The sequence below is a fragment of the Streptomyces xantholiticus genome (assembly GCF_014651015.1).
GTDB lineage: Bacteria > Actinomycetota > Actinomycetes > Streptomycetales > Streptomycetaceae > Streptomyces > Streptomyces xantholiticus.
Window position 1 is genome coordinate 263,987 of the sequence record NZ_BMWB01000001.1, and the last position, 20,253, is coordinate 284,239.

Annotated in this window: 18 protein-coding genes, 1 tRNA gene and 2 pseudogenes; 9 read left to right on the plus strand and 12 right to left on the minus strand. The window is 71.4% G+C overall.

Annotated features, from left to right (window positions below):
* Positions 1-594 precede the first annotated feature (594 nt).
* Positions 595-3,030: a SpoIIE family protein phosphatase gene (locus IE198_RS01215; protein ID WP_189882746.1), complete on the plus strand. Its 2,436-nt coding sequence runs from the start codon at positions 595-597 to the stop codon at positions 3,028-3,030.
* Positions 3,031-3,088: 58 nt separating this feature from the next.
* Here the strand turns inward: IE198_RS01215 and IE198_RS01220 are convergent, their stop codons facing one another.
* Both IE198_RS01220 and IE198_RS01225 read right to left on the minus strand, forming a co-directional pair.
* Positions 3,089-4,534, minus strand: coding sequence for a glyceraldehyde-3-phosphate dehydrogenase (locus IE198_RS01220; RefSeq protein ID WP_189881694.1), 1,446 nt, complete (start codon positions 4,532-4,534; stop codon positions 3,089-3,091).
* A gap of 189 nt (positions 4,535-4,723) precedes the next feature.
* Positions 4,724-4,797: transfer RNA gene (locus IE198_RS01225), tRNA-Pro, on the minus strand.
* 99 nt (positions 4,798-4,896) lie between these two features.
* On the opposite strand from IE198_RS01225, the pseudogene IE198_RS36505 reads away from it, so the two are divergent.
* Positions 4,897-5,136 (plus strand): annotated as a pseudogene (locus IE198_RS36505) (hypothetical protein); the annotation flags it as partial.
* A 53-nt stretch (positions 5,137-5,189) separates the two neighbouring features.
* A pseudogene (locus IE198_RS01230) lies at positions 5,190-6,086 on the plus strand (transketolase family protein).
* 19 nt (positions 6,087-6,105) lie between these two features.
* Here IE198_RS01230 and IE198_RS01235 read toward each other — a convergent pair.
* Both IE198_RS01235 and IE198_RS01240 read right to left on the minus strand, forming a co-directional pair.
* The gene (locus IE198_RS01235) at positions 6,106-6,867 is read right to left on the minus strand and encodes a L,D-transpeptidase family protein (protein ID WP_189881695.1); all 762 of its coding nucleotides are present in this window, start codon (positions 6,865-6,867) and stop codon (positions 6,106-6,108) included.
* 144 nt (positions 6,868-7,011) lie between these two features.
* A complete protein-coding gene (locus IE198_RS01240) occupies positions 7,012-7,380 on the minus strand; it encodes an MmcQ/YjbR family DNA-binding protein (RefSeq protein ID WP_189881697.1) in 369 nt (122 codons plus the stop codon).
* 101 nt (positions 7,381-7,481) lie between these two features.
* Between IE198_RS01240 and IE198_RS36010 the strand changes: the two genes are divergently transcribed.
* A complete protein-coding gene (locus IE198_RS36010; RefSeq protein ID WP_268246453.1) occupies positions 7,482-7,616 on the plus strand; it encodes a hypothetical protein in 135 nt (44 codons plus the stop codon).
* Between the two features lie 532 nt (positions 7,617-8,148).
* Positions 8,149-9,345, plus strand: a complete 1,197-nt coding sequence (locus tag IE198_RS01245; RefSeq protein ID WP_189881699.1) for an acyl-CoA dehydrogenase family protein — start codon at positions 8,149-8,151, stop codon at positions 9,343-9,345.
* Between the two features lie 49 nt (positions 9,346-9,394).
* On the opposite strand, the gene IE198_RS01250 is transcribed toward IE198_RS01245, so the two are convergent.
* The 6 genes from IE198_RS01250 to IE198_RS01275 form a co-directional block, all read right to left on the minus strand.
* Entirely contained in the window at positions 9,395-9,964 is a 570-nt protein-coding gene (locus tag IE198_RS01250; protein ID WP_189881701.1) for a GAF domain-containing protein, read from the minus strand.
* Positions 9,961-10,593: a GTP-binding protein gene (locus IE198_RS01255; protein WP_189881703.1), complete on the minus strand. Its 633-nt coding sequence runs from the start codon at positions 10,591-10,593 to the stop codon at positions 9,961-9,963. Before IE198_RS01255 ends, IE198_RS01250 begins: the two co-directional genes overlap by 4 nt.
* On the minus strand, positions 10,571-10,942 hold the full coding sequence (locus tag IE198_RS01260; protein ID WP_189881706.1) for a DUF742 domain-containing protein: 372 nt from the start codon (positions 10,940-10,942) through the stop codon (positions 10,571-10,573). The genes IE198_RS01255 and IE198_RS01260 overlap by 23 nt, the downstream gene beginning before the upstream one ends.
* A 2-nt stretch (positions 10,943-10,944) precedes the next feature.
* Positions 10,945-11,379, minus strand: a complete 435-nt coding sequence (locus tag IE198_RS01265; RefSeq protein ID WP_189881708.1) for a roadblock/LC7 domain-containing protein — start codon at positions 11,377-11,379, stop codon at positions 10,945-10,947.
* Positions 11,380-11,386: 7 nt separating this feature from the next.
* Positions 11,387-13,147 carry an ATP-binding protein gene (locus IE198_RS01270; RefSeq protein WP_189881709.1) on the minus strand — a complete coding sequence of 587 codons (1,761 nt, stop codon included), beginning with the start codon at positions 13,145-13,147 and terminating at the stop codon, positions 11,387-11,389.
* A gap of 583 nt (positions 13,148-13,730) precedes the next feature.
* Positions 13,731-14,933, minus strand: coding sequence for an MBL fold metallo-hydrolase (locus IE198_RS01275; RefSeq protein ID WP_229833676.1), 1,203 nt, complete (start codon positions 14,931-14,933; stop codon positions 13,731-13,733).
* Positions 14,934-15,171: 238 nt separating this feature from the next.
* On the opposite strand from IE198_RS01275, the gene IE198_RS01280 reads away from it, so the two are divergent.
* Positions 15,172-15,768 carry a carboxymuconolactone decarboxylase family protein gene (locus tag IE198_RS01280; protein WP_189881712.1) on the plus strand — a complete coding sequence of 199 codons (597 nt, stop codon included), beginning with the start codon at positions 15,172-15,174 and terminating at the stop codon, positions 15,766-15,768.
* 75 nt (positions 15,769-15,843) lie between these two features.
* Complete coding sequence (locus IE198_RS01285; protein WP_189881713.1) at positions 15,844-16,464, plus strand: TetR/AcrR family transcriptional regulator; 621 nt, start codon at positions 15,844-15,846, stop codon at positions 16,462-16,464.
* A gap of 58 nt (positions 16,465-16,522) precedes the next feature.
* Here the strand turns inward: IE198_RS01285 and IE198_RS01290 are convergent, their stop codons facing one another.
* Entirely contained in the window at positions 16,523-17,548 is a 1,026-nt protein-coding gene (locus IE198_RS01290) for a DUF6745 domain-containing protein (protein WP_189881714.1), read from the minus strand.
* 65 nt (positions 17,549-17,613) lie between these two features.
* Positions 17,614-17,940, minus strand: a complete 327-nt coding sequence (locus tag IE198_RS01295; protein WP_189881715.1) for a DUF8820 family protein — start codon at positions 17,938-17,940, stop codon at positions 17,614-17,616.
* A 182-nt stretch (positions 17,941-18,122) separates the two neighbouring features.
* Here IE198_RS01295 and IE198_RS01300 point away from each other — a divergent pair, with 182 nt between their 5' ends.
* Positions 18,123-19,082, plus strand: coding sequence for an STM4015 family protein (locus IE198_RS01300; protein WP_189881716.1), 960 nt, complete (start codon positions 18,123-18,125; stop codon positions 19,080-19,082).
* Positions 19,079-20,218 carry an STM4014 family protein gene (locus tag IE198_RS01305; protein WP_189881717.1) on the plus strand — a complete coding sequence of 380 codons (1,140 nt, stop codon included), beginning with the start codon at positions 19,079-19,081 and terminating at the stop codon, positions 20,216-20,218. The genes IE198_RS01300 and IE198_RS01305 overlap by 4 nt, the downstream gene beginning before the upstream one ends.
* Positions 20,219-20,253: the final 35 nt, after the last annotated feature.

Consider the following 20,253-nt stretch of genomic DNA (forward strand, 5'->3'; position numbering starts at 1 on the left):
GCCCGGTCGATCCCGCGCCGCGCCATCGCCTCCGGCGGGTACGACGACCCGGCGCGGGCCGCGTCGTACGTCCGGCACGCCGACTTCCGGCTCGTAACTCCGCACAGGGCTGAGCCCCCGCGACGGCACGTCGGGACCGGAGAGCTCGCCGGCTGTACATGCCAAGTTCCGGGCCGGTACGCAACCTCACCGGTGCTCATGGGCTCGACCACCACTGGGCCGGTCGGCGCACACACGATGTCCGGCACGGCGGCCGGCGAGTGGTAACGCGCCCAGGGCGCACATGGCCCCCGGCGTCGGGCTGCGGCCGCTCGCCTGGTCCGACAAGGCCGTCGGCACTGTGACGCCCGCGGGCTGCGAACTGCCCGCAGGCATCCGCGTCACCACCGGCACCTTCGACGCCCGGGCCGAAGCGCTGAGTGTCGGCCTCCCCTGTCGTGGTCCCTCGTCCGATACGCCGGGGACGGGCGCCGACACGCCGCCGCACGGCCCATCCGCACGATCAATGTCGTCGTCTGACTAGCTCCCACCCCGCGAACAACGGCAGCATGGGAGCAGCGCGGTACGTGACCGCGTACGGAGGCGGTGCGCGCATTGACACGGGCGAACTTTGCGTTCTGCGGGGCTGAGCTGGCCGCTGTCTACGTGCTCACGGAGAGTGGCGACGAACTGCGACTGGCCGAAGTGGTGGGGGACCGCGGCGGGACGTACGGGCTACCGGCGGTCGTCGCCCTGGGCGGGCGCTCCCCCGCCACGGACGCCTACCGCGCCGGCCGCCCGCTGTGGCTGAGCCCGGCGGAGCTGTCCGCGTACGTCTCGGCCGAAACCCGTGGCGTGTCCCCCGTCGGCGCCGGAACTCTGCCGCCCAAGTTCTCGCTCGGTGCCCTGCCGCTCGGGCACGGCGCCACACAGGTGGGCTGCCTGGTCGTCGCGGGCGAGATGGCGGACGGTTTCGACGCCGATCGCCGAAGCCTGCTGGAGCTTTACGCCGACCAGGTGACGGCCGGGCTCGAGTCCGTACCGGCCCGCGTCGTCGGCCGGGCAGGGCCCCGGGGGCCTCGGCCGCACCCGGGGCCGACACTGGTCCCCCTCCACAGCGGGGCGTTCACCCTGACCCTGGACAGCGGGCTCATGGAGGCGGACGCACGCGTGCTGGAGCTGCTCGGCATCGCTCCGGAGGACTTCGACGGGCGGGTGGAGACCCTGCTCGCCTGTGCCGTACCGGACGACATCCCGGCACTGATGGCCGTCGTCGAGCCGGGCAGGCTGTCGACGTCCGGCGAACAGCTGGCGTTCCGCATCCGCCGCCCCGGCGGCGAGCTGCGCTGGCTGGGCCTTCGCTGCCGCCTGCGGCTCGGGGCGGACGGCATGCCGGAGCGGGTCCTCGGAGTGGTCGCCGACGCCGTCTATCTGCGCCCCACGGACGACGAGGTCGCCATCGTTCAGGGGCTGTCGGCGCGGCTGGCCGGGGCGACGACGGTCCGGGACGTCAGCCGTACGGTCGTGGAGACCCTGCGCCGTCCGCTGGACGCGAGCCGGATCGCCGTCGCGGAGGTGGAGTCGGACCGGCTGCTGGTCACCGTCCTGGACCCGCCGGAGCCCGATGCGTGGCCGGGCCTGTGGCAGACGGAGTGGCGGTCCGAGTGGCCGGACGCTTCGGTGCACGCGCTGCCCACCCTCGGGCGCGCGCTGCGGGACGGCCATATGAGCCTGTGGCCCCCCGGCGCCGATCTGGAGCCGGGCCTCATCGGCATCGGACCGGGCGGTCTGGCGGTCGTCCCGCTGCCTGCCGAAGGGCGCCTGGTCGGGGTGTGCCTGGTGGGCTGGGACGCGGAGCACGAGTTCACCCCGGAGGAGCGGTCACTGCTGACGGCTGTGGCGGGCCTGCTCGGCAGCGCACTCAGACGCGCCCACGCCCTGGACGCAGGGCACGAGCTCGCCAGGATGCTGCAGCGCAGTCTCCTCCCCCGCAAGCTACCGGTGCTGCCCGGCGGCGTGGCCGTCGCCCGCTATCTGCCGGCGACGGCGGGCCTGGAGGTGGGCGGCGACTGGTACGACGTGATCCCGCTCGCCGACGCGCACGTGGCGCTCGTCATCGGCGACGTCCAGGGTCACAGCGCGGCTGCCGCCACCATCATGGGCCAGATGCGCACGGCCGTACGGGCGTACGCGGTGGAGGGACATCCCCCCGACGTGGTGGTCTCTCGCGCCAACCGGCTGCTCGTCGGCATGGAGACGGACCTCTTCGCCACCTGTCTGTACGTGGACCTGGACATGGAGGAGGGCATCGCCATCTTCGTACGGGCCGGGCATCTACCCCCGCTGCTGCGCCATCCGGACGGCACGACCGAGGAACTGGCCGTGGAGGGCGGGCCGCCGCTGGGGGTGCTCGCGGAGACGGAGTTCTCCATGACCGAGGCGGGACTGGTCCCCGGCACCCTGCTCACGCTGCTCACGGACGGCCTGGTGGAGTCGGCCCGCCTCCCCCTGGAGGACGGGATGCAGCAGGTGAGCGAGGCCCTCGCCGCATCGGACCCGTCCGACATCGGCCGGGTCGCCGACGAACTCCTCGGCACCGCGGACGGACGGGACGACGACGTCGCGGTGCTGCTCCTGCGCTACGACGGGACGCGTGTGCGTCCGCTGCGGACCCACTGGACGGTGTGGCGGCTCACCAACGCCGTCCTGCACGCCCGCCGTTTCGCCGCGCGCACCCTCCGCTCCTGGGGCCTGACCGAGGAGATCGACATGGCGCTGCTGGTGGTGTCCGAGCTGGTCACCAACGCCATCGCCCATACCCAGGGAGAGGTGGGGCTGGATCTGACGCTGTCCTCCGAACGGCTGCGGATCGCCGTCAACGACACCTCCCCCCGCTCCCCCGTCAAACCGGCGGACGTCGGCTGGGAGGCGACGGGCGGCCGGGGGCTGCGCATCGTCGAAGCGACGACGGCCGCTTGGGGTTCGATGCCGCTCAGCGGCGGCAAGCAGGTGTGGGCCGAGATCGACGTGTCGGGGAGTGGCCGGGGCTGACACGGCACCGGCCGCCCACCGATGGCGGGCGGCCGGGACGCAGAGCTCGGACGGTGGATCAGACCGCCGGGGCCGGGAAGGTCGGGTACTCCACCCCGGAGACGTGCTGGACGACCCGGATGACCTGGCACGAGTAGCCGAACTCGTTGTCGTACCAGAGGTAGAGGATCGCGTTGTCGCCGTCGACCTTGGTGGCGCCGGCGTCGACGATCGAGGCGTGGCGCGAGCCGATGAAGTCGCTCGAGACCGCGTCGGGGGCGGTGGTGAAGTCGATCTGGCGCTTGAGCGGCGAGGTCAGCGAGACGTTGCGGAGGTAGTCGAGGACTTCCTCGCGGGTGGTCTCGCGGCCGAGCCGCAGGCTGAGGATCGCGATCGAGACGTCCGGCACCGGGACACGGATCGAGCTGCCGGTGATCGGCGCCTCGAGCTCGGGCAGCGCCTTGGCGACGGCGGAGGCGGCACCGGTCTCCGTGATGACCATGTTGAGCGGCGCGGAGCGGCCGCGGCGGTCGGCCTTGTGGTAATTGTCCAGCAGGTTCTGGTCGTTGGTGAACGAGTGGACGGTCTCCACGTGGCCGCGCAGCACGCCGTACTCGTCCGCCATCGCCTTCAGCGGCGGGACGATCGCGTTGGTGGTGCAGGACGCACAGGACAGGATCTGCTCGTCCGGCTTGATCATGGCGTGGTTGACGCCGTGGACGATGTTGGGCACGTCGCCCTTGCCCGGGGCGGTCAGGACGACCTTGTCGATGCCGGGGCGAAGATGCTTCGACAGGCCCTCGCGGTCGCGCCACTTGCCCGTGTTGTCGATGAGGATGGCGTCCTTGATGCCGTACGCCGTGTAGTCGACCTCCGACGGGTCACCCGCGTGGATCACCTTGATCTCGTTGCCGTTGGCGATGATCGTGCTGTTCGCCTCGTCGACGGTGATCGTGCCCTGGAACTGGCCGTGGATGGAGTCACGGCGCAGCAGCGAGGCGCGCTTGACGATGTCCTGGTCGCCGCCTTGGCGGACGACGATGGCGCGCAGCCGCAGGCCGTTGCCTGAGCCGGCCTTCTCGATGAGCAGGCGGGCGACGAGGCGGCCGATACGGCCGAACCCGTAGAGGACGACGTCGCGGGGCTCGCGGCGCTCGATCTTGTCGTCACCCGTGGCGCCGGAGACGGCCCGGGCGGTGAACTCGGCGACCGTGAGGCCGCGGTCGTCGGCCTTGTAGGTCGCGGCGAGCATGCCGATGTCGATCTGGGAGGGGCCGAGATCGAGCGTGGTGAGGGCCTGCAGGAACGGCATCGTCTCGGTGACCGAGAGCTCCTCGCCGGCTATCTGCCTGGCGAACCGGTGGGTCTTGAGGATGCTGACCACGGACTTGTTCACCAGGGAGCGGCTGTGGAGGAGGACGGTGACGTCCCGCTCCCGCTGCAGCTTCCCGATGATCGGGATCATCGACTCCGCAATCTCCTCGCGGTTCTTCCAGTTGGTGAACGAGTCATCTTTGACAGTCACAGGTTTATCTTTCGAGCTAGGCGGCGCTCATATGCTAGCCGTACGAGATTTTGATCGTTCAAGCGGTGTCGACTGAGGCAAATGCCACCTTTGCCCGACCGTCGGGCCCTGAGACCACCGTCGTCCGGGCATGAAAAAGGCCGTCCTCCCATGTGCGAGAGAACGGCCTACGACCTGCAAGAAGCAGAGTCGGGACGACAGGATTTGAACCTGCGACCCCTTGACCCCCAGTCAAGTGCGCTACCAAGCTGCGCCACGTCCCGGTGCCCGTCTGACCTGGGGTTTCCCCTGGCCGAACGCGCATGAGAACAATACCGCACTCCGGTCGCTGGTCACGAACCCGTATTCACCCTCGAGCCTGCTTGACCTCAAGCAAACTTGAGGTTGTGCGGTGGTGGACATGGCCGACCACGGCATCCGGCACCCCGTCCACCACCGTTTCCTCCGGATTCGGCGACCTCGGCGGGCTCATGGCCCTGATGACCGGCGACGAGAAGCACGGGCCCGCCGCCACCTCCACACTCGACGCACTCTGGGTCCTGTACGACCGCGTACCGCGGGTGACACCGGCGACCGCCGACGCGCCGGACCGGGACCGGTTCCAAGAACGCCTGATCCTTCCGCTCACCGCGCCGTCACTGAGGAGATTCCGACCGTGGACACCATGCGTGACCGTTTCATCGCCACCGCCTCTCGCCTGCTCGACGAGGACCCCCGCCTGGCCCTCGTCCTCGCCGAGATCAGTGCCGCCGGTTTCGAGCAGGCGCAGCGCCGCCATCCGGCCCGGGTGATCAATGCGGGCATCCGTGAGCGGTTGCTGATCGGCGCCGGTGGCGGCATCGCACTCACCGGGATGCGGCCGATCATGCACACGTTCGCGAGCTTTCTCGTTGGAGCGGCCGTTCGAGCAGGTGAAGCTGGACCTCGGTCATCAGGACACCGGCGGGGTGCTGGTGAGCGCAGGCGCTTCGTACGACTGGCCGGCCGGCGGCTTCACGCACATGTCACCGGGGGACGTGGCGCTGCTGGACACCCTGGACACCCTGGACGGATGGACGGTCCACGTCCCCGGCCACCCGGACGAGGCCGAGGCACTGCTGCGGCACGCGGCGCGGGGGACGACCGGCTGTACGTGCGGCTGTCGCCGCAGAGCAACGCCGAGGCCCGGCCGGTCACCGGCGACCGGTTCCTCACCGTCCGCGAAGGGCGGGGCGGGGTCGTGATCGCGGTCGGCCCGTTGCTGGACAACGTGCTCGCGGCGACCGAGGGGCTCGACGCCACCGTGCTGTACGCGACGACGGTGCGTCCCTTCGACCGGACGGCCCTGCGCGCGGCGGTGGGCGTCCGCGCCGACGCGGTGATCGTCGAGCCGTATCCCGAGGGGACGTCGACCGCGGCCGCGAACGATGCCCTGGCGAAGGTTGTGCACCGCGTGCTGGGGCTCGGGGTGGCGCGGCGTGAGCTGCGCCGCTACGGCACGGTCGACGAACACCTCGCCGCGCAGGGCCTGGATCGGGCGTCCCTGCGGGCGCGCATCACGGCGTTCCTGTGACGGCGGGGGCAGTCACCGGTCACCTCCGCAGCTCCTGGGCGGGCCCCATCACGACGACCGGCTGCTTGGCCGGGTCGAGCAGGCGCAGCAGCTCACGCATCCGCTCCCTCGACAGCGAGACGCACCCCTGGGTGGGCCCTTCGTGGTCCACGTGGATCCACAGCCCGCTCCCCTTCTCCGGGCCGAGCGGCCGCTCCTTGTCCAGCGGGCTGGTCCCAGGCACTCGGTTGTAGTCGATGGCGACCACATAGTCGAAGGACCCCTCGAGGGACTCCCCGAGGAATCCGGTACCCAGGGCGACGAACTCCTCGTCCTGGTCGTAGGGCAACCGGGTCCCGGGATCCGGTGAGAGTCCGCCGGCGTCACCGAGGCCGAAGACGCCGATGGGGGTGCGCAGATCGCCGGCGTGGTGGTCGTCGGTCCAGCCCCGCATGCCGTTGTGGGCGGGCCAGGGGCCGGCGACGGGCCGCCAGGAACGCGCCGTGTCGCTCTCGTAGAGCACGGCCTCGGCAACGTTGGTGTCCGCCGTCCCGCCGGACACGACCAGGGCCTGGCGGGTGCCGCCGGGGATGCGGGAGCGGAAGTGGGGGCCGAGGCCCGGGATGTGACGGGCAACCGGCTTGTGCGGACCCGGACCGGATTGCCCGACGGTGCTCCCGTCGGTCGCTTTCCGGGCGGGCGATGCGGGCTGCTCGGACGATGCGTCCGAGCAGCCGGTGAGAAGCAGAGCGGCGCACACGGCCGTGGCCAGCATGCTCCCGGCGCTTCTGGTGACGGGCATGGGTCGGGATCCTCCCGGCGTCGTGGAACGGCGGGCCATCCCTACCCCTTCCGCAGTGGGAAGCGGTTGCTCCGGGCGCGCACTCACCCGACCGAGGCATCGGCCACGCGTCCATCCGGCCCGGCGGCGGTCCGGATCGGGGCCTCACCCCTGAGGATCCTTCAGCTCCGGGTGGGCGTCGAGCAGTTTGCGGGGAGCCGCCTGGCGCCACGAGTCGAGAAGGATGGCGCGCAGTTCGTCGTCGCCCTCCAGGGCCTCGAGGCGCACGCGCAGCCACGCGTAGTGGTCGTCATGGCCCTCGCGGAGGAAGAACTTGTCGGGCTCGGCGGCGATCAGCTCCGCACGCTCCTCCTTCGGGCACTTCACACCCATCACACGGTCGTCGTCGTCCAGCGACGCGAAGATCCGGCCGCGCTCCTCCAGCCGGAAGGTGGGCATGCCCCAGGCGAGCTTCTCGATCGCTCCGGGGAGCGCGAGGGCGATCCTGCGCACGTCGTCGGCGGTGGTGGCCATGGCACCACCGTAGGCGCCGCCCCCGACAACGTCCGTTCACCCGCGAGGTCGGGTACGCCGCCGCCCGTACACTGCTGGCCCGCGGCAACCTGCCCACCTGTGTGTTCGCGGTGAGGGACGTGATGGCGGTCGTCGCGCCGGCCGCCTTCCGGGAGCAGGACGTACGAGTGCCGGACGTCGTCGCGCTCGCCGGTTCGGCGACATCCCTCTCGTACGGGACCGCTCCCGACCGGTGACGACGGTGGCGTCCGCCGCTCATGGCCATGGGGGCGGGAGGTGATGCCGCTCGCCTGCGCGAACCGAGAGGTCCGCGCTCACGCGTACTTCGGGTGGGCGGCGAGGTGGTGCTGCGCGTCGGCGTGGATCCACCGACGGCCGTCTCCGGCCTGCGCCCCCGCCCGAACGGGGGCGCACGACCGAACGGGGTGAGCGCTTTGCACGCCGTACGCGCCGACCATCACCTCGGTGCGCCTGAGCTCTGACCACCGGCGTCGCCATATGCCCGCGAAACCCTTGCCGTTGGCATGTGGCAGGAACCCTCATCCGGGGAATGCCGTACGGCAGGACAGGACGGAGGGGTACCACGCGCACCACGTGATCATTCAAACGTCAATGGACTTGATTTCGGCCAAAATTGACATCCACCTTGTTCCATGACGAAAGGGTCAACACGCTGATGTGGTCGGCCGATCCGGGACGGTCAGCACGCCGATGCACCACCTGCTCGAACAATCGCGCGAGCAGGCGTTTCGCGGAGGGGAGCTCGTGATGGACGGATACTTCGCCGGCCGGCTGCATCACCGACTGCGGGCCGAGGTGAGGGATTTCGCGGAAAGGGAGGTGGGCCCCCGGATTCCGGCCATGGAAGCCGCCCGGTCGGTGCACCGCGAACTGTCCCGTCTCATCGCACGGCAGGGCTGGCTCGGTGCCACCATCAGCAGCGACTACGGCGGGATGGCGCTCGGCCACCTCGCCAAGACCATCATCATCGAGGAACTCTCCCGGGTCAGCGGCGCCATGGGGGCCATGGTGCAGGCCTCGCAACTGGGCGTCGCGAAGATCGTCCACTTCGGAAGCGACGAGCAGAAGAAGACCTGGCTGCCGCCGATCGCCGCCGGTGACTGCCTGCCGACCATCGCCGTGACCGAGCCCGAGTCGGGCGGGCACGTGCTGGGTTTGAGCGCCACCGCCGTGAGGGACGGGGACGACTACGTCCTCAATGGCCGAAAAGTGTATGTCGGGAACAGTCATGTCGGGGATCTTCATGGCGTGGTGGTGAGGACCGGGCCGGGATCGCACGGGCTGACCGCCTTCCTCGTCGAGTCGGACCGGCCGGGCCTGCGGGTGGTGGACGAGAAGCCGACCATGGGCCTGCACGGATTCAGTTTCGGCGAGCTGCACTTCGACGACTGCCGGGTCCCCGCAGACAGCCGGCTCGGTGCGGAGGGCGACGGGCTGGCCGTGGCGTACTCATCGAGCGTGCTGTACGGGCGCGCCAATCTCACGGCGGTGTCACTCGGCATCCACCGGGCGATCCTCGAGGAGACCACCCGGTTCTGCGAACGACGGCACCGCTACGGGCAACCCCTGCACGAACTGCCCTCCGTCAAGCTCAAGCTGGGCACGATGCAGTCGCGGCTGATGACCTCCCGCCTCGCCGCCTACCACGCCGTCCATCTGCTGGACGAGGGCATGCCCTGCGACGCGGAGCTGATGAACGCCAAGCTGGTGAACGTGGAGGCGGCGATCGACTCGGCCCGCAACGCCATGGAGATCCACGCCGCCGCGGGCCTGTTCACCGACCGCCCCATCGAGCGCTATCTGCGCGACGCCCACCACATGTTCGCGCCGGCCGGGACGTCGGACGTGCAACTGCTGCGGCTGGCGGAGGTTGCGCTGGGAACGGACAAGGGTCAGTGGTCGCAGCGGCTGTCCGACGAGGTGCGGTTGGTCCCGGTGGGGTGACCGAGTGACGTCCCGAGGGGCGCAGGACGGCCGCCCCTCGGGCGCCCGGTCAGATGCCGCCGTCCTCCCGGCGGTGGATCTGCTCGATCAGCTCCGCCGCGAGCGACTTGATCGTCTCGAGGCCGGCCCTGCCCCAGGGCCTGGGCTCGGTGTCGACCACGCAGATGGTGCCGAGCGCGATCCCCGTACGGTCGATCAGCGGCGCCCCGAGGTAGGAGCGGATGCCGATCTCGTCGACGACCGGGTTGCCCGCGAAGCGCGGGTAGTCGCACACGTCCTCCAGGACCAGCGCCTTGCGGCGGACGACCACGTGGGGGCAGTAGCCGTGGTCGCGTGCCATGAACCGGCTGACCCCGCCGCCGCCCGGCGCGGCGCCGAGGTCGGGGCCGCTGTGCATCCCTGACGGGGTGTGCAGTCCGGCGAAGAACTGACGGTTCTCGTCGATGAAGTTGACCATCGAGTACGGAGCTCCGGTCACCTCCGCGAGTTTGCGGGCGAAGTTGTCGAAGGCCGCGTCGGGGCGGTCCCCGAACCCGAGTTGGCGCAGCCGCTGGACCCGGACGGGGGCCTCGCGGTCGACCGGCGTCAGCAGCAGATGACCAGTGGGGTCGTACGTCATGTCGGTGCTCCATAGCTCGGTGCCGGGCCCGGCACGACGGCGGTTGTGGTGAGAAGATGCTGGACCAGGGTGACCAGGGTCCCGATGCCGGAACTCGCGATCCGTGCGTCGCACAGCACGACCGGCACCTCCGGTTTGAGGTCGATCGCGGCCCGCACCTCGTCCGGTTCGTAGCGGTAGGCGCCGTCGAACTCGTTGACGGCCACGACGAATCCGATGCCGCGCCGCTCGAAGAAGTCCACGGCGGAGAACGAGTCCTCCAGCCTGCGGGTGTCGGCAAGCACGACTGCGCCGAGGGCGCCCTCGGACAGCTCGTCCCACATGAACCAGAAGCGCTCCTGCCCCGGTGTGCCGAACAGGTAGAGCACATGGCGGGCGTCCAGGGTGATCCGGCCGAAGTCCATGGCGACGGTGGTGGTCGTCTTGGACTCGATGCCGTCGAGACGGTCCGTGGCCACGCTGACCTGGGTGAGCAGCTCTTCGGTGCTGAGCGGGTCGATCTCGCTGACCGCGCCGACGAAGGTCGTCTTGCCCACCCCGAAGCCGCCCGCGACCAGGATCTTGAGTGCGGTGGGCAACTGGTCGCCGCACTGTTGGCCGTAGGTGTCAGAGCCGTCGTCGTAAGCCATCCAGCACCGCCTCCAGCAGTGAACGGTCCGTGGGTATGTCGTGGCTGCGCGGCGCCCGCGCCGTGAGGGCGCCGCAGTCCACCAGGTCGGAGAGGAGCACCTTGGTCACGACAGCCGGAAGCCGTAGGTGTGCGGAGATCTCGGCGACCGACGTAGGCCCATGGCACAGGCCGAGGGCCATCGTGTGCTCCGGCCCGAGGTGCACCTGCGGTGCGGCCCCCGTCGCCATCACCATGGACAGCAGGTCCAGCGCGGCCGTCGGACGGGTGCGGCCGCCGCTCACGGTGTACGGGCGGATCAGCCGGCCCGCCGCGTCGTCGAGAAGCGGCCCGTCCTTGGGCGAGGGCATGGTCACTGTCCCGCGGCGCTCGGTGATCCCGCGGCTTGTCTGACCGGCGTGGTCAGATAGGGGCGCACGCTCTTGACCAGCATCGCCATCTCGTAGCCCAGTACCGCGGCATCGGCCTCGCGGCCGGCGAGCACGGCGAGGCAGGTACCGGAGCCGGCCGTGGAGACGAACAGCAGCGTGGAGTCGAGTTCGACGACGACCTGGCGTACCTCTCCGCCGTCGCCGAAGCGGGCTCCCGCGCTCCGGCCGAGGGAGTAGAGGCCGGAGGCCAGGGCCGCCATGTGGTCCGCGCTGTCGTTGTCCAGGCCGTGCAGCGATTTCACCAGGCCGTCGGAGGAGAGCAGTACCGCGTTGCGGGTGTACGGCACACGCTGGACCAGACCGCTCAACAGCCAGTCGAGGTCCGGGGCATGGCCGGTCGGCACGTCGCTCGCCATGGTGCATCTACTCCTTGATGGTGTGGTCGTGGTGCTGGGCGTCGATCCGGCCGGAGGGCTGTGGCTCATGCTCCGGCCGGTTCTCCGCAAGGCCGATGCCTCGCTGGAAGGCCGCCATCAGACCCGGGTCGTGCAGGGCCGGCTCGTCGTCCCTGCGCGGGGCGGGGGCGTCACGCAGCTGCGGCACGAGGTGCTCCTGGCTGCGGCGCTTGGGCAGTTGGGGGCGGCCCATGGTGCCGCGGTCGACCGGCTGCACCATGGACCCGGTCGTTTGGGGGGCGGGGCTCTGCACGGGCGTCCGGTGGCCTGCGCCGGGGTGGGCCGCGGCGCGGGTCGGGCGCTCGGGGTGCTCTCCCCGTACGGGCAGCGGCTCGGCGGTGATGCCGGCGGGAAGCGGTTCACGCTGCGCCGGCAGCGGTCGGGGCCGGCCGGGCAGCGCGGACGGCGGCAGCAAGGGCGGTGACATCGCCGCGATGTGGGGTGCGCCCGTGTGCGCAGGGGGTGTGCTCTCCTCCGGTGCGGCCCCCTCGGGGTCGGCGCCGAGCAGGCCCTGGGGCAGGACGAGTACGGCCTGGACGCCTCCGTAGATGTTCGACTGGAGCCGTACGGCGATGCCGTGCCGGCGGGCGAGCGCGGAGACGACGAACAGGCCGATCCTGCCGTCCTGCAGCAGATGGGCGACGTTGACCTGGTCGGGGTCGGTGAGCAGGGCGTTCATCTTCTCCTGCTCCGACAGCGGCATGCCCAGGCCCCGGTCCTCGACCTCGACGGCGAGTCCGGCGGTGACGTGCTGGGCCCGCAGCAGCACCTGGGTGTGCGGGGCGGAGAACAGCGTGGCGTTCTCGACGAGTTCCGCGAGGAGGTGGATCACGTCGGCGACCGCGTGCCCGCGCAGTGTGCCGTCGATCGGCGGTACGAGCTTGACCCTCGGGTACTGCTCGACCTCGGCGATCGCGGACCTCAGCACCTCCGTCATGGTGACCGGGTTGGACCACTGCCGGCGGGAGATGGCGCCGCCGAGGACGGCGAGATTCTCGGCGTGCCTGCGAATGCGGGTGGCCAAGTGGTCGACGTGGAAGAGGCCCTTGAGCAGCTCCGGGTCCTCGACCTCGTTCTCCAGCTCGTCGAGGAGCTGGATCTCACGTTGCACCAGGGACTGGAGTCTGCGGGCCAGATTGACGAAGACCTCGACCTTCTGTTCGTTGCCGACGCTGCTGGAAAGCCGGGACGCCTGCACCACGGCCGTCAGTGCGGCGTCGTGCGAGCGCGCCAACTCCTGTGCGAGCAGGTCGAACTCGTCCCCGCCCATCGGTGGCCCCGGTGGCCGCGCGGGGCGGGGCGGCGGGCCCTCGCCGCGCCTGAGCCTGTCGACGACGGTGCGCAGGTCGTTCTGGGCGCGGGCGGTGGCGCGGCGCAGTTCGGAACAGCGGTCGAGCACGGACCTTGCCGTGCGGTCGGCGCCGCGCGCGGCTACGGCCACGGCGGCCATGGCGAGGGCGGCCAGGGCGACCAGCGCCGCCCAGAGGCCGGCGGACGGTTCGGGAGTCGTGGCACGCACCGTGATGAGCACCGCCGTCGCGCCGCTGAGGGCGGCGACCACGGTCGGCAGGACTGCGGTGCGCAGCAGTCGGGGTCGTATGCGGGCTTCGGGCGGCGCGGCCGCGGCCGGTGACCGGCCCGCGGTCGACAGTGAGCGAGCGCCTGGCCGGCCGTGACGCCCGCCCTCTCGGCGGTCGGACCGCGCGGCTGGTGCGCGTAGTTGAGACATCAGTGTCCTCGGTACGTGGGGCCCCAGGGATCGGCGTTGTGCTGTCGGTCGGCCTGTGGTCGACGTGTGGTCGGCATGACTCCACGGCGGACTCCGGGCACGCGAACAGGAGCCCACCGTCGATCACCGGCCACACACGGTAGTCGCCGCGAGAACACGTGCGACGGGCAGTTGCCAAAGTTGCCCGCTTCCGGTCCCGCTCTGGTATGAGGCCTCGTACGGAAGTCTGAATAAGGGGAGTTGTGCAACGAGCCCGGTTCGGTCGGCTGGTGCGTCGACGACGGTGCCCCAGCCTCCTCGGACGGAGGCTGGGGCACGGTCGGGTCGGCGGGCATGCGCCTACGGCCGGTCGGCGCGGACTGCCCCAGCGCCGGCCCGGGGGGCAGCCTCCGGGCCGTCATGTCTGCAGTACCGGCCCGGTGGTGCGGGCGTTCGGCGCGGGTGTCCGACTGATCGAGCCTGCCGAAAGGGTCCGCCGCCGTGCGGGGCGGCCCGTCCACCGGACGCGCCTGCCCGCGGCCCTGCCTCGTTCATGGGCGGGGCAAGGTGCGCCCCTCGCCGGAGGTCGTCGTTCCCGGCAGTGTCACCGGTCCCCGGCCAGGTCGTGCTCGCGGCCGTCCTTGACCGTGGTCGCCGCGACGGCCGGCCATGCGGCCCAGCCGCCGGACGGTACCTTCGCGACCTCGCGCCACCAGGGGTGTGCGGAGGACAGGACCAATGGCTCGAACGGCTGGCCGGGCCGCGGTGTCGCAACGGTCTGGCCGACCCGGTGCCCGGCGTACAGGGTGAGCTCGGCAGGCTCGTGCCAGGGGTGGGGTGCGAGGTTGAACGTGCCCCAGTGGATGGGCAGCATCACACCGTGCGGCTTGCCCTGCTGCAGATCGAGCTGGGCCCGGACTCCTTCCTCGGGAGTCATGTGGATGTCCGGCCAGTACTCGGAGTACGCGCCGATCTGGATCATCGTCACGTCGAACGGGCCGTGCTCGGCACCGATGTCCTTGAACCCGGGGAAGTACCCGGTGTCTCCGCTGTGGTAGATCCGGTGCTCGGGCCCGGCGACGGCCCACGAGGCCCACAGGGTGTGCTGCTGGTTGCGCAGTCCGCGGCCGCAGAAGTGGCGCGCGGGGGTCGCGGTCAGCCGGATGCCGGACACCTCGGTGGACTCGTTCCAGTCCAGCTCGCGCAGCCGGCCCTGCGGGACGCCCCAGCGCTCGAGGTGGGCGCCGACGCCGAGGGGCACGACGAAGACGGTGTCCGTGGAGGCCAGGGCGCGGATGGTGGGCAGATCGAGGTGGTCGTAGTGGTCGTGGGAGATCACGACGACGTCGACGGTGCCGAGGGCGGCCAGCGGCGCGGGCACCGGATGCAGACGCCTGGGCCCGGCGAAATTGAACGGAGAGCACCGCTCTCCCCAGACCGGGTCGAAGAGCACTCGGCGGCCGTCGATCTCCGCGAGGACGCTGGAATGCCCCATCCAGGTGATCCGGAGTCCGGACGCGGCGGGCCTGGCGAGGTCGGCGAGGGTGGTGGGGTGCACGGGCACGGCGCCGTGGGGCGCGCGCAGGGCGCGGGACTCCTTGGCGAAGTAGATCTTGGCGAACTCGACCATGGAGCCGCCGGACGGTCGCGTCCTGGCTCCCTCCGGGTTCTGGAAGACACCGTCGATGAAGTTCGGCGAGCGGCGGATGCGCGCCATGCGCTCTCCCGCCGGGTCGGCCCCGAAGGCGGCCGGCCGGAGCGAGCGCAGCCGGGAGCTCAGCGAGTGGGGGGAACCAGCGCCGGACACGGCACCTCCTGATGCTCGGGGCATTCCATTATGTGCCGTTCATATACGGTCCGGGACTGGTGGGACGGGCCCGCGGCCCGTCCCACCAGTCCCGGACCGGGACACGCGGCCCTGAGGTGACAACGCCCGCCCGGGTTCCGGTGTTCCTCGAGACCAGTGCCGCTTCGATGTCACATTCGCGCGGGCCCGCTCCGTCGTACCGGTGACAGCACACGGCTTCCCGAACGAGGAGCACGTCATGGCCCGCATTTCCCTCGATCCGCGCCGCTCGCTCTTCCTGCGCGCCACGGAGTGGTACTCCAGGCGCACCTACGGCAAGGTCCTCGACCCGGTCCGCGCACTGGGGCACCACCCGGGGGTGCTCCGGGCGGATCTGCGCTTCGAGCTGGCGGTCGGCAGGTGGAAGAAGCTGGACACCGACCTCAAGGCGCTCGCGGTGATGGCCTCCGCCGCGTCGATCGGCTGCAGTTGGTGCATGGACTTCGGTCACTGGGAGAACCGGCAGCGCGGGATGGACGCCCGCAAGGTGCGTGAGGTGCCCCGGTGGCGCGAGAGCGACGCGTACACGCCACTGGAGCGCGACGTCATGGAGTTCGCCGAGGCCATGACCGCCAACCCGCCCGAGATCGATGACGATCTCGCCGCGCGGCTGCTCGCTGCGCTCGGCGAGGCGGCCTTCGTCGAGCTCACGGCGATGGTCGCGGTGGAGAACCTGCGGTCAAGGATGAACACCGCGCTGGGACTGACCAGCCAGGGGTTCAAAGACCACTGCGAGATCCCGGCTCGCGTCAGGGCCGAGGCCCCCGCCACCGCCGGCGAGGCGGCCGGCGGGTGAGGCGCTCGCGGGGCCCCGTGGCGGGCGCTGTACAGGGCTGGACTTCATCCAAGATCGCCTGTGTACTGTGACGCCGTGGCCAGAGTTCGGTTGAGCGTGGCGGAGAGGCGCGAGGAACTGCTCGGCGCCGCCGTCCAGCAGATTGAGGAACGGGGTGTGGCGGCGGTACGGATCGCCGACGTCGCCGCCGCCCTCGGCGTGAGCAGCGCCCTGGTGCTCTACCACTTCTCCACGAAGGAGAAGCTGGTCGCGGCCGCCTTCACCCACGCCGCCGACGCGGATCTGGCCCACCTGCGCAAGCTGCTCAGCCGCCGTACCTCGGCGCTGCGCCGGCTGCGCGCCGCGGTGCGCTGGTACGCACCGACCGGGCAGGCCAAGGGCTGGCGGCTGTGGATCGAGGCATGGGCGGCTTCGCTGCGCGAACCGGCGCTGCGGGAGGTGTCCCGCGCCCTCGACCAGCAGTGGAAGTCGGCGCTGACGGAGGTCATCGCGGAGGGTGCGGCCGCCGGGGAGTTCCCGTGCGAGGATCCGGCGGCAGCAGCCTGGCGGCTGACGGCGTTCCTGGACGGGCTGGCCGTCCAGATGACGTCGTACGCGGGCTCACTGTCGCGCGCCGCGATGCTCCAGTGGGCCGATGAGGCTCTCGCTCGTGAACTGGGCATCGACCAGGCCTCGCTGACCGCCACGGCACTCTGAGCACCGGCCCGGTCCAGGGTCACGCCGGGCACCACCGCCGCCCCGCCCTCTCGGCGGCTCAGGTCTGCCGCAGCGGTTCGTAGGCCGCGGCGTCCAGTCCGAACGTCCAGGCGACGCCTTCCTTCGCCGTGCGCGTCGTGGGCGGCACGCGCAGCCAGTACGTACGGTGGGTGCCATCGGGCTCGGGCGTGGAGTTGACCACCTCGACCATCACCACGTCCTCGTCGTCAGCGAGTGCGATCCGCCACAGGATGCCCGTCTCGTCGCGGTGCACCGGCTCGGCGCCGGACTCCGCGAGGTAGCGGTCGTATCCGTAGTACTCCAGCATCACGCGGCGCAGTTCCGCGTTCTCCTCCGTGCGTATCCGCTCGGGGGTCAGTGCCCTCAGCTCGCGCAGGAACTCGGCGGGCACCGGCATACCGCGCCACGCGTGCAGGGCGAACCCGTCCGGGAAGACCAGGGCGGGGCCGTCGCCGTTGTCGAGCCGGCCCGCCTCGTCGCGGTGCAGCTGCGTGGGCCGTTCGCAGATCACGACCGCGTTCTCGTACGGCCACCACCAGCCGGCGTGGGCGGCGACGCGCGCGAGTCCCTCCAGCCGGTCGCTGCGGCCGTCGAAGGCGGCCAGCCATGCTGCGTCGTGCTGCCCGAGGACCGCGTCGAGCAGGACGACACGGATGTCCGTCTCGGCCTCGGCGCGGGCGACGGTGTCCTCCGGCGCCTTCTCGAGGAGCGCGTCCACGACTCCCGTCCGTATCCGCTCGGCCAGCGAGCGGGTGCCGTCCCAGAGCAGCGCGCCGGTCGTGCTCCACAGCGCGGTCCAGCCGCCGGGGCCCAACTCGTCGTGCACCCGGCGCCGTTCGTCCGCCCACGGGCGGGTGCGCACGTCGTCGCGCACCGAACGTCCCGGCTCCTCGAGGGCCCGCACGGCCTCGACGCCCGCAAGAGGCGAGTCCGCCCAGACGATCCGCTCGGGCGCGGTGAGCCCGGCCGTACGGTATGCGAGCCGTACGCCCTCCTCGGCGGCCGCCCGGTCCGCCGGTCCGGTCGCCGCCGCGACGGCCCGCCACTTGTCCGCGTACTGCATGTGAAAGTCCCGTCCCCTGTTGTCGTTCCGTGTCTCGTCCCCGGTCACCGCCACGCCCGCCGGGATCAGTCGGCGACGATCCGCACCGCTCCGGGCAGGTACTCGCGCTGGCGCACCACCCGGTACCACCCCTTCGGCAGCGGTATCGCCGCGTGCTCCTCGTGCACCACCCGGCCGCCTTCCGGCAGATGGAGCAGCATCGGCCCGAACGGCCCCGGCTCGCGCACCAGTCGGCCCGGCCCGGTCACCGCGTGGGCGTGGCCCGTGACCTCACCGAGGGCGAGCACCATGCGGCCGCGTGCGTCCCGTGCCTCGCCCGGCGCTTCGGCGACGTGCGCGGGCACGGCCTCCCCTGCGACGGGCACGATCAACACGTCTCCCTGCCGGTACATGGCTCTCCCCTTCCCGCCGGGCGCCGTGTGCGTCCGATCTGCTCACGACGTTAGGGGGCGGGTCTGACAACGGCGTTCGGCGTCGCGGGGAGGCCGCCCCCCGCGGGCCGGAGTGTCAGTGGCGCTTGGTAGAACTTGCTCGCACGTCAGCGATCAAGCCTCACCGGTGTCTGGAGCCCGTCATGACCATTTCGGACCATCTGCAGGAGTGGTACGGCCTGCCCGCGTTCGACTTCCCCGACGCCGAGGCTCAGGCCGCGTCCAAGGCCGCGCTGCCGGCACCGGAGAGCGTCGCCTGGCGGATCTCCGTCGACTCGTACGACAGCGAGGAGGAGTGGCACGAGGCGTTCGCCCGGTTCACCGCGACGGTGGACACCACACAGGTGCGGGCGCTGATCGTCGGCTCCTGGAGCGAGGCCTACGACTCGTCCCCCGACGACGTCATAGAGGCGCTGACCGGGGCGAAGGACCGACTGCCGCGGCTGCGCGGCCTGTTCCTCGGCGACATCACGTTCGAGGAGTGCGAGATCTCCTGGATCAACCAGGGCGAGGTGACGGGGCTGCTCGACGCCTTCGCCGACCTCGAGGAGTTCGGGGTGCGCGGCGGGCAGGAGCTGGGGTTCTCCGCGGTGAAGCACGAGCGGCTGCGCTCCCTCGTCGTCGAGACGGGCGGCCTGGACGCGGGCGTGGTCCGCGGCATCGCCGCGAGCGACCTGCCGGCGCTGGAGAATCTCGACCTGTGGCTCGGCACGTCGTGGTACGGGGCGAACGCGGACGTGTCGGACCTGGAGCCGTTCCTGTCGGGTACGAGGCTGCCGCGCCTGCGACATCTGGCGCTGCGCAACAGCGAGATACAGGACGAGATCGCCGTCGCGATGGCCGGCGCACCGGTGGTCGCCCGCCTCGAGATCCTGGATCTGTCGATGGGCACCCTCGGTGACGACGGCGCCGAGGCGCTGCTGAGCGGCCAGCCGCTGACCCATCTGAAGAAGCTGGATCTGCACCACCACTTCATGAGCGAGACGATGGTGCAGCGCCTGTCCGACGCGCTGGTGCCGGCCGGTGTGGAACTCGACGTGTCGGAGTCGCAGAGCGGCAGCTCCGGCGGCAGGGAAGACCGCTACACGGCTGTCGCGGAGTGACCGGCTCCGCCTGCCGCCCCGGCCCCCGTCTCGCGGTCGTCGGCATTCCGACAGGCCGCCGTGTGGCGTTGTTCCAGGACGCGTTGCGTGCCGCGGGCCTGCCCGCCGCGCGGGTGGTGCCCTGGCTCGATGTGCTGGGCGGCCGGGCGGAGTTCCGGGCGGGCGAGTTGGTGCGGATCGACTCGCCGGGCGAGGACGCCGAGGTGGAAAGGGCGTTGCGCGGCGTCGACGACCCGACCCGCGTGGAGGGCACCCGGCTCTGGTACGAGCGGTTCACCGCCGCGGTACTCGAGATCGGGGCGCTGGCGGCGGCCGGCGGGGCTGAACTGCTCGACGATCCGGCGGGGCTCGCCGTGCTGTTCGACAAGCGGCTGTGTCACGCGGCCCTGTCGGCGGCGGCCGTGCCGGTGCCCGAGTCGCCGACGTCCGGCGCCGGTCCCGAGGCCGGCGGCTGGGACGATGTGCGCGCGCTGCTGGCGGCGACCGGCCTGCGGCGGGCGTTCGTCAAGCTCGCGCACGGCTCTTCCGCGTCCGGGGTGCTGGCACTGGAGACGGCGAGCCGAGGCCGGGTACAGGCCACCACCTCGGTGGAACGGGACTCGAGCGGACGCCTCTTCAACAGTCTGCGGGTCCGGCGCTACAGCGGCGAGCGCGAGGTCGCCGCGCTGATCGACGCACTCGCACCGGACGGTCTGCACATCGAGCGCTGGCTGCCCAAGGCGTCGCAGCACGGCCGGGTCGCCGATCTGCGGGTGGTGGTGGTCGCGGGCCGTGCCACGCACGCGGTGGTGCGTACGAGCCGCTCCCCCATGACCAATCTCCATCTGGGCGGCGGGCGCGGCGACCTCGCGGCCGCCCGGGCGGCTACGGAGGCGGCCGGCGGATGCTGGACGGAGACGCTCGCGGTCTGTGAGCGGGCCGCGGAGTGCTTCCCCGGGCTGTCGCGCGTCGGCGTCGACCTGCTGCCCGCGACGGGCTGGCGTCGTTTCGCCGTCGGGGAGGTCAACGCGTTCGGGGATCTGCTGCCGCGGCTGACCGGGCTGTCCGGGAGCGGCGCCGAGGGCCTGGACACCTATGCGGCGCAGGTCGCCGCCGTACTGAGCATGACGAGGAACGATCACCGTGCACATGCCTGACCACGACGCTGTCCATGGCCGGGAGGCCGCGGAGC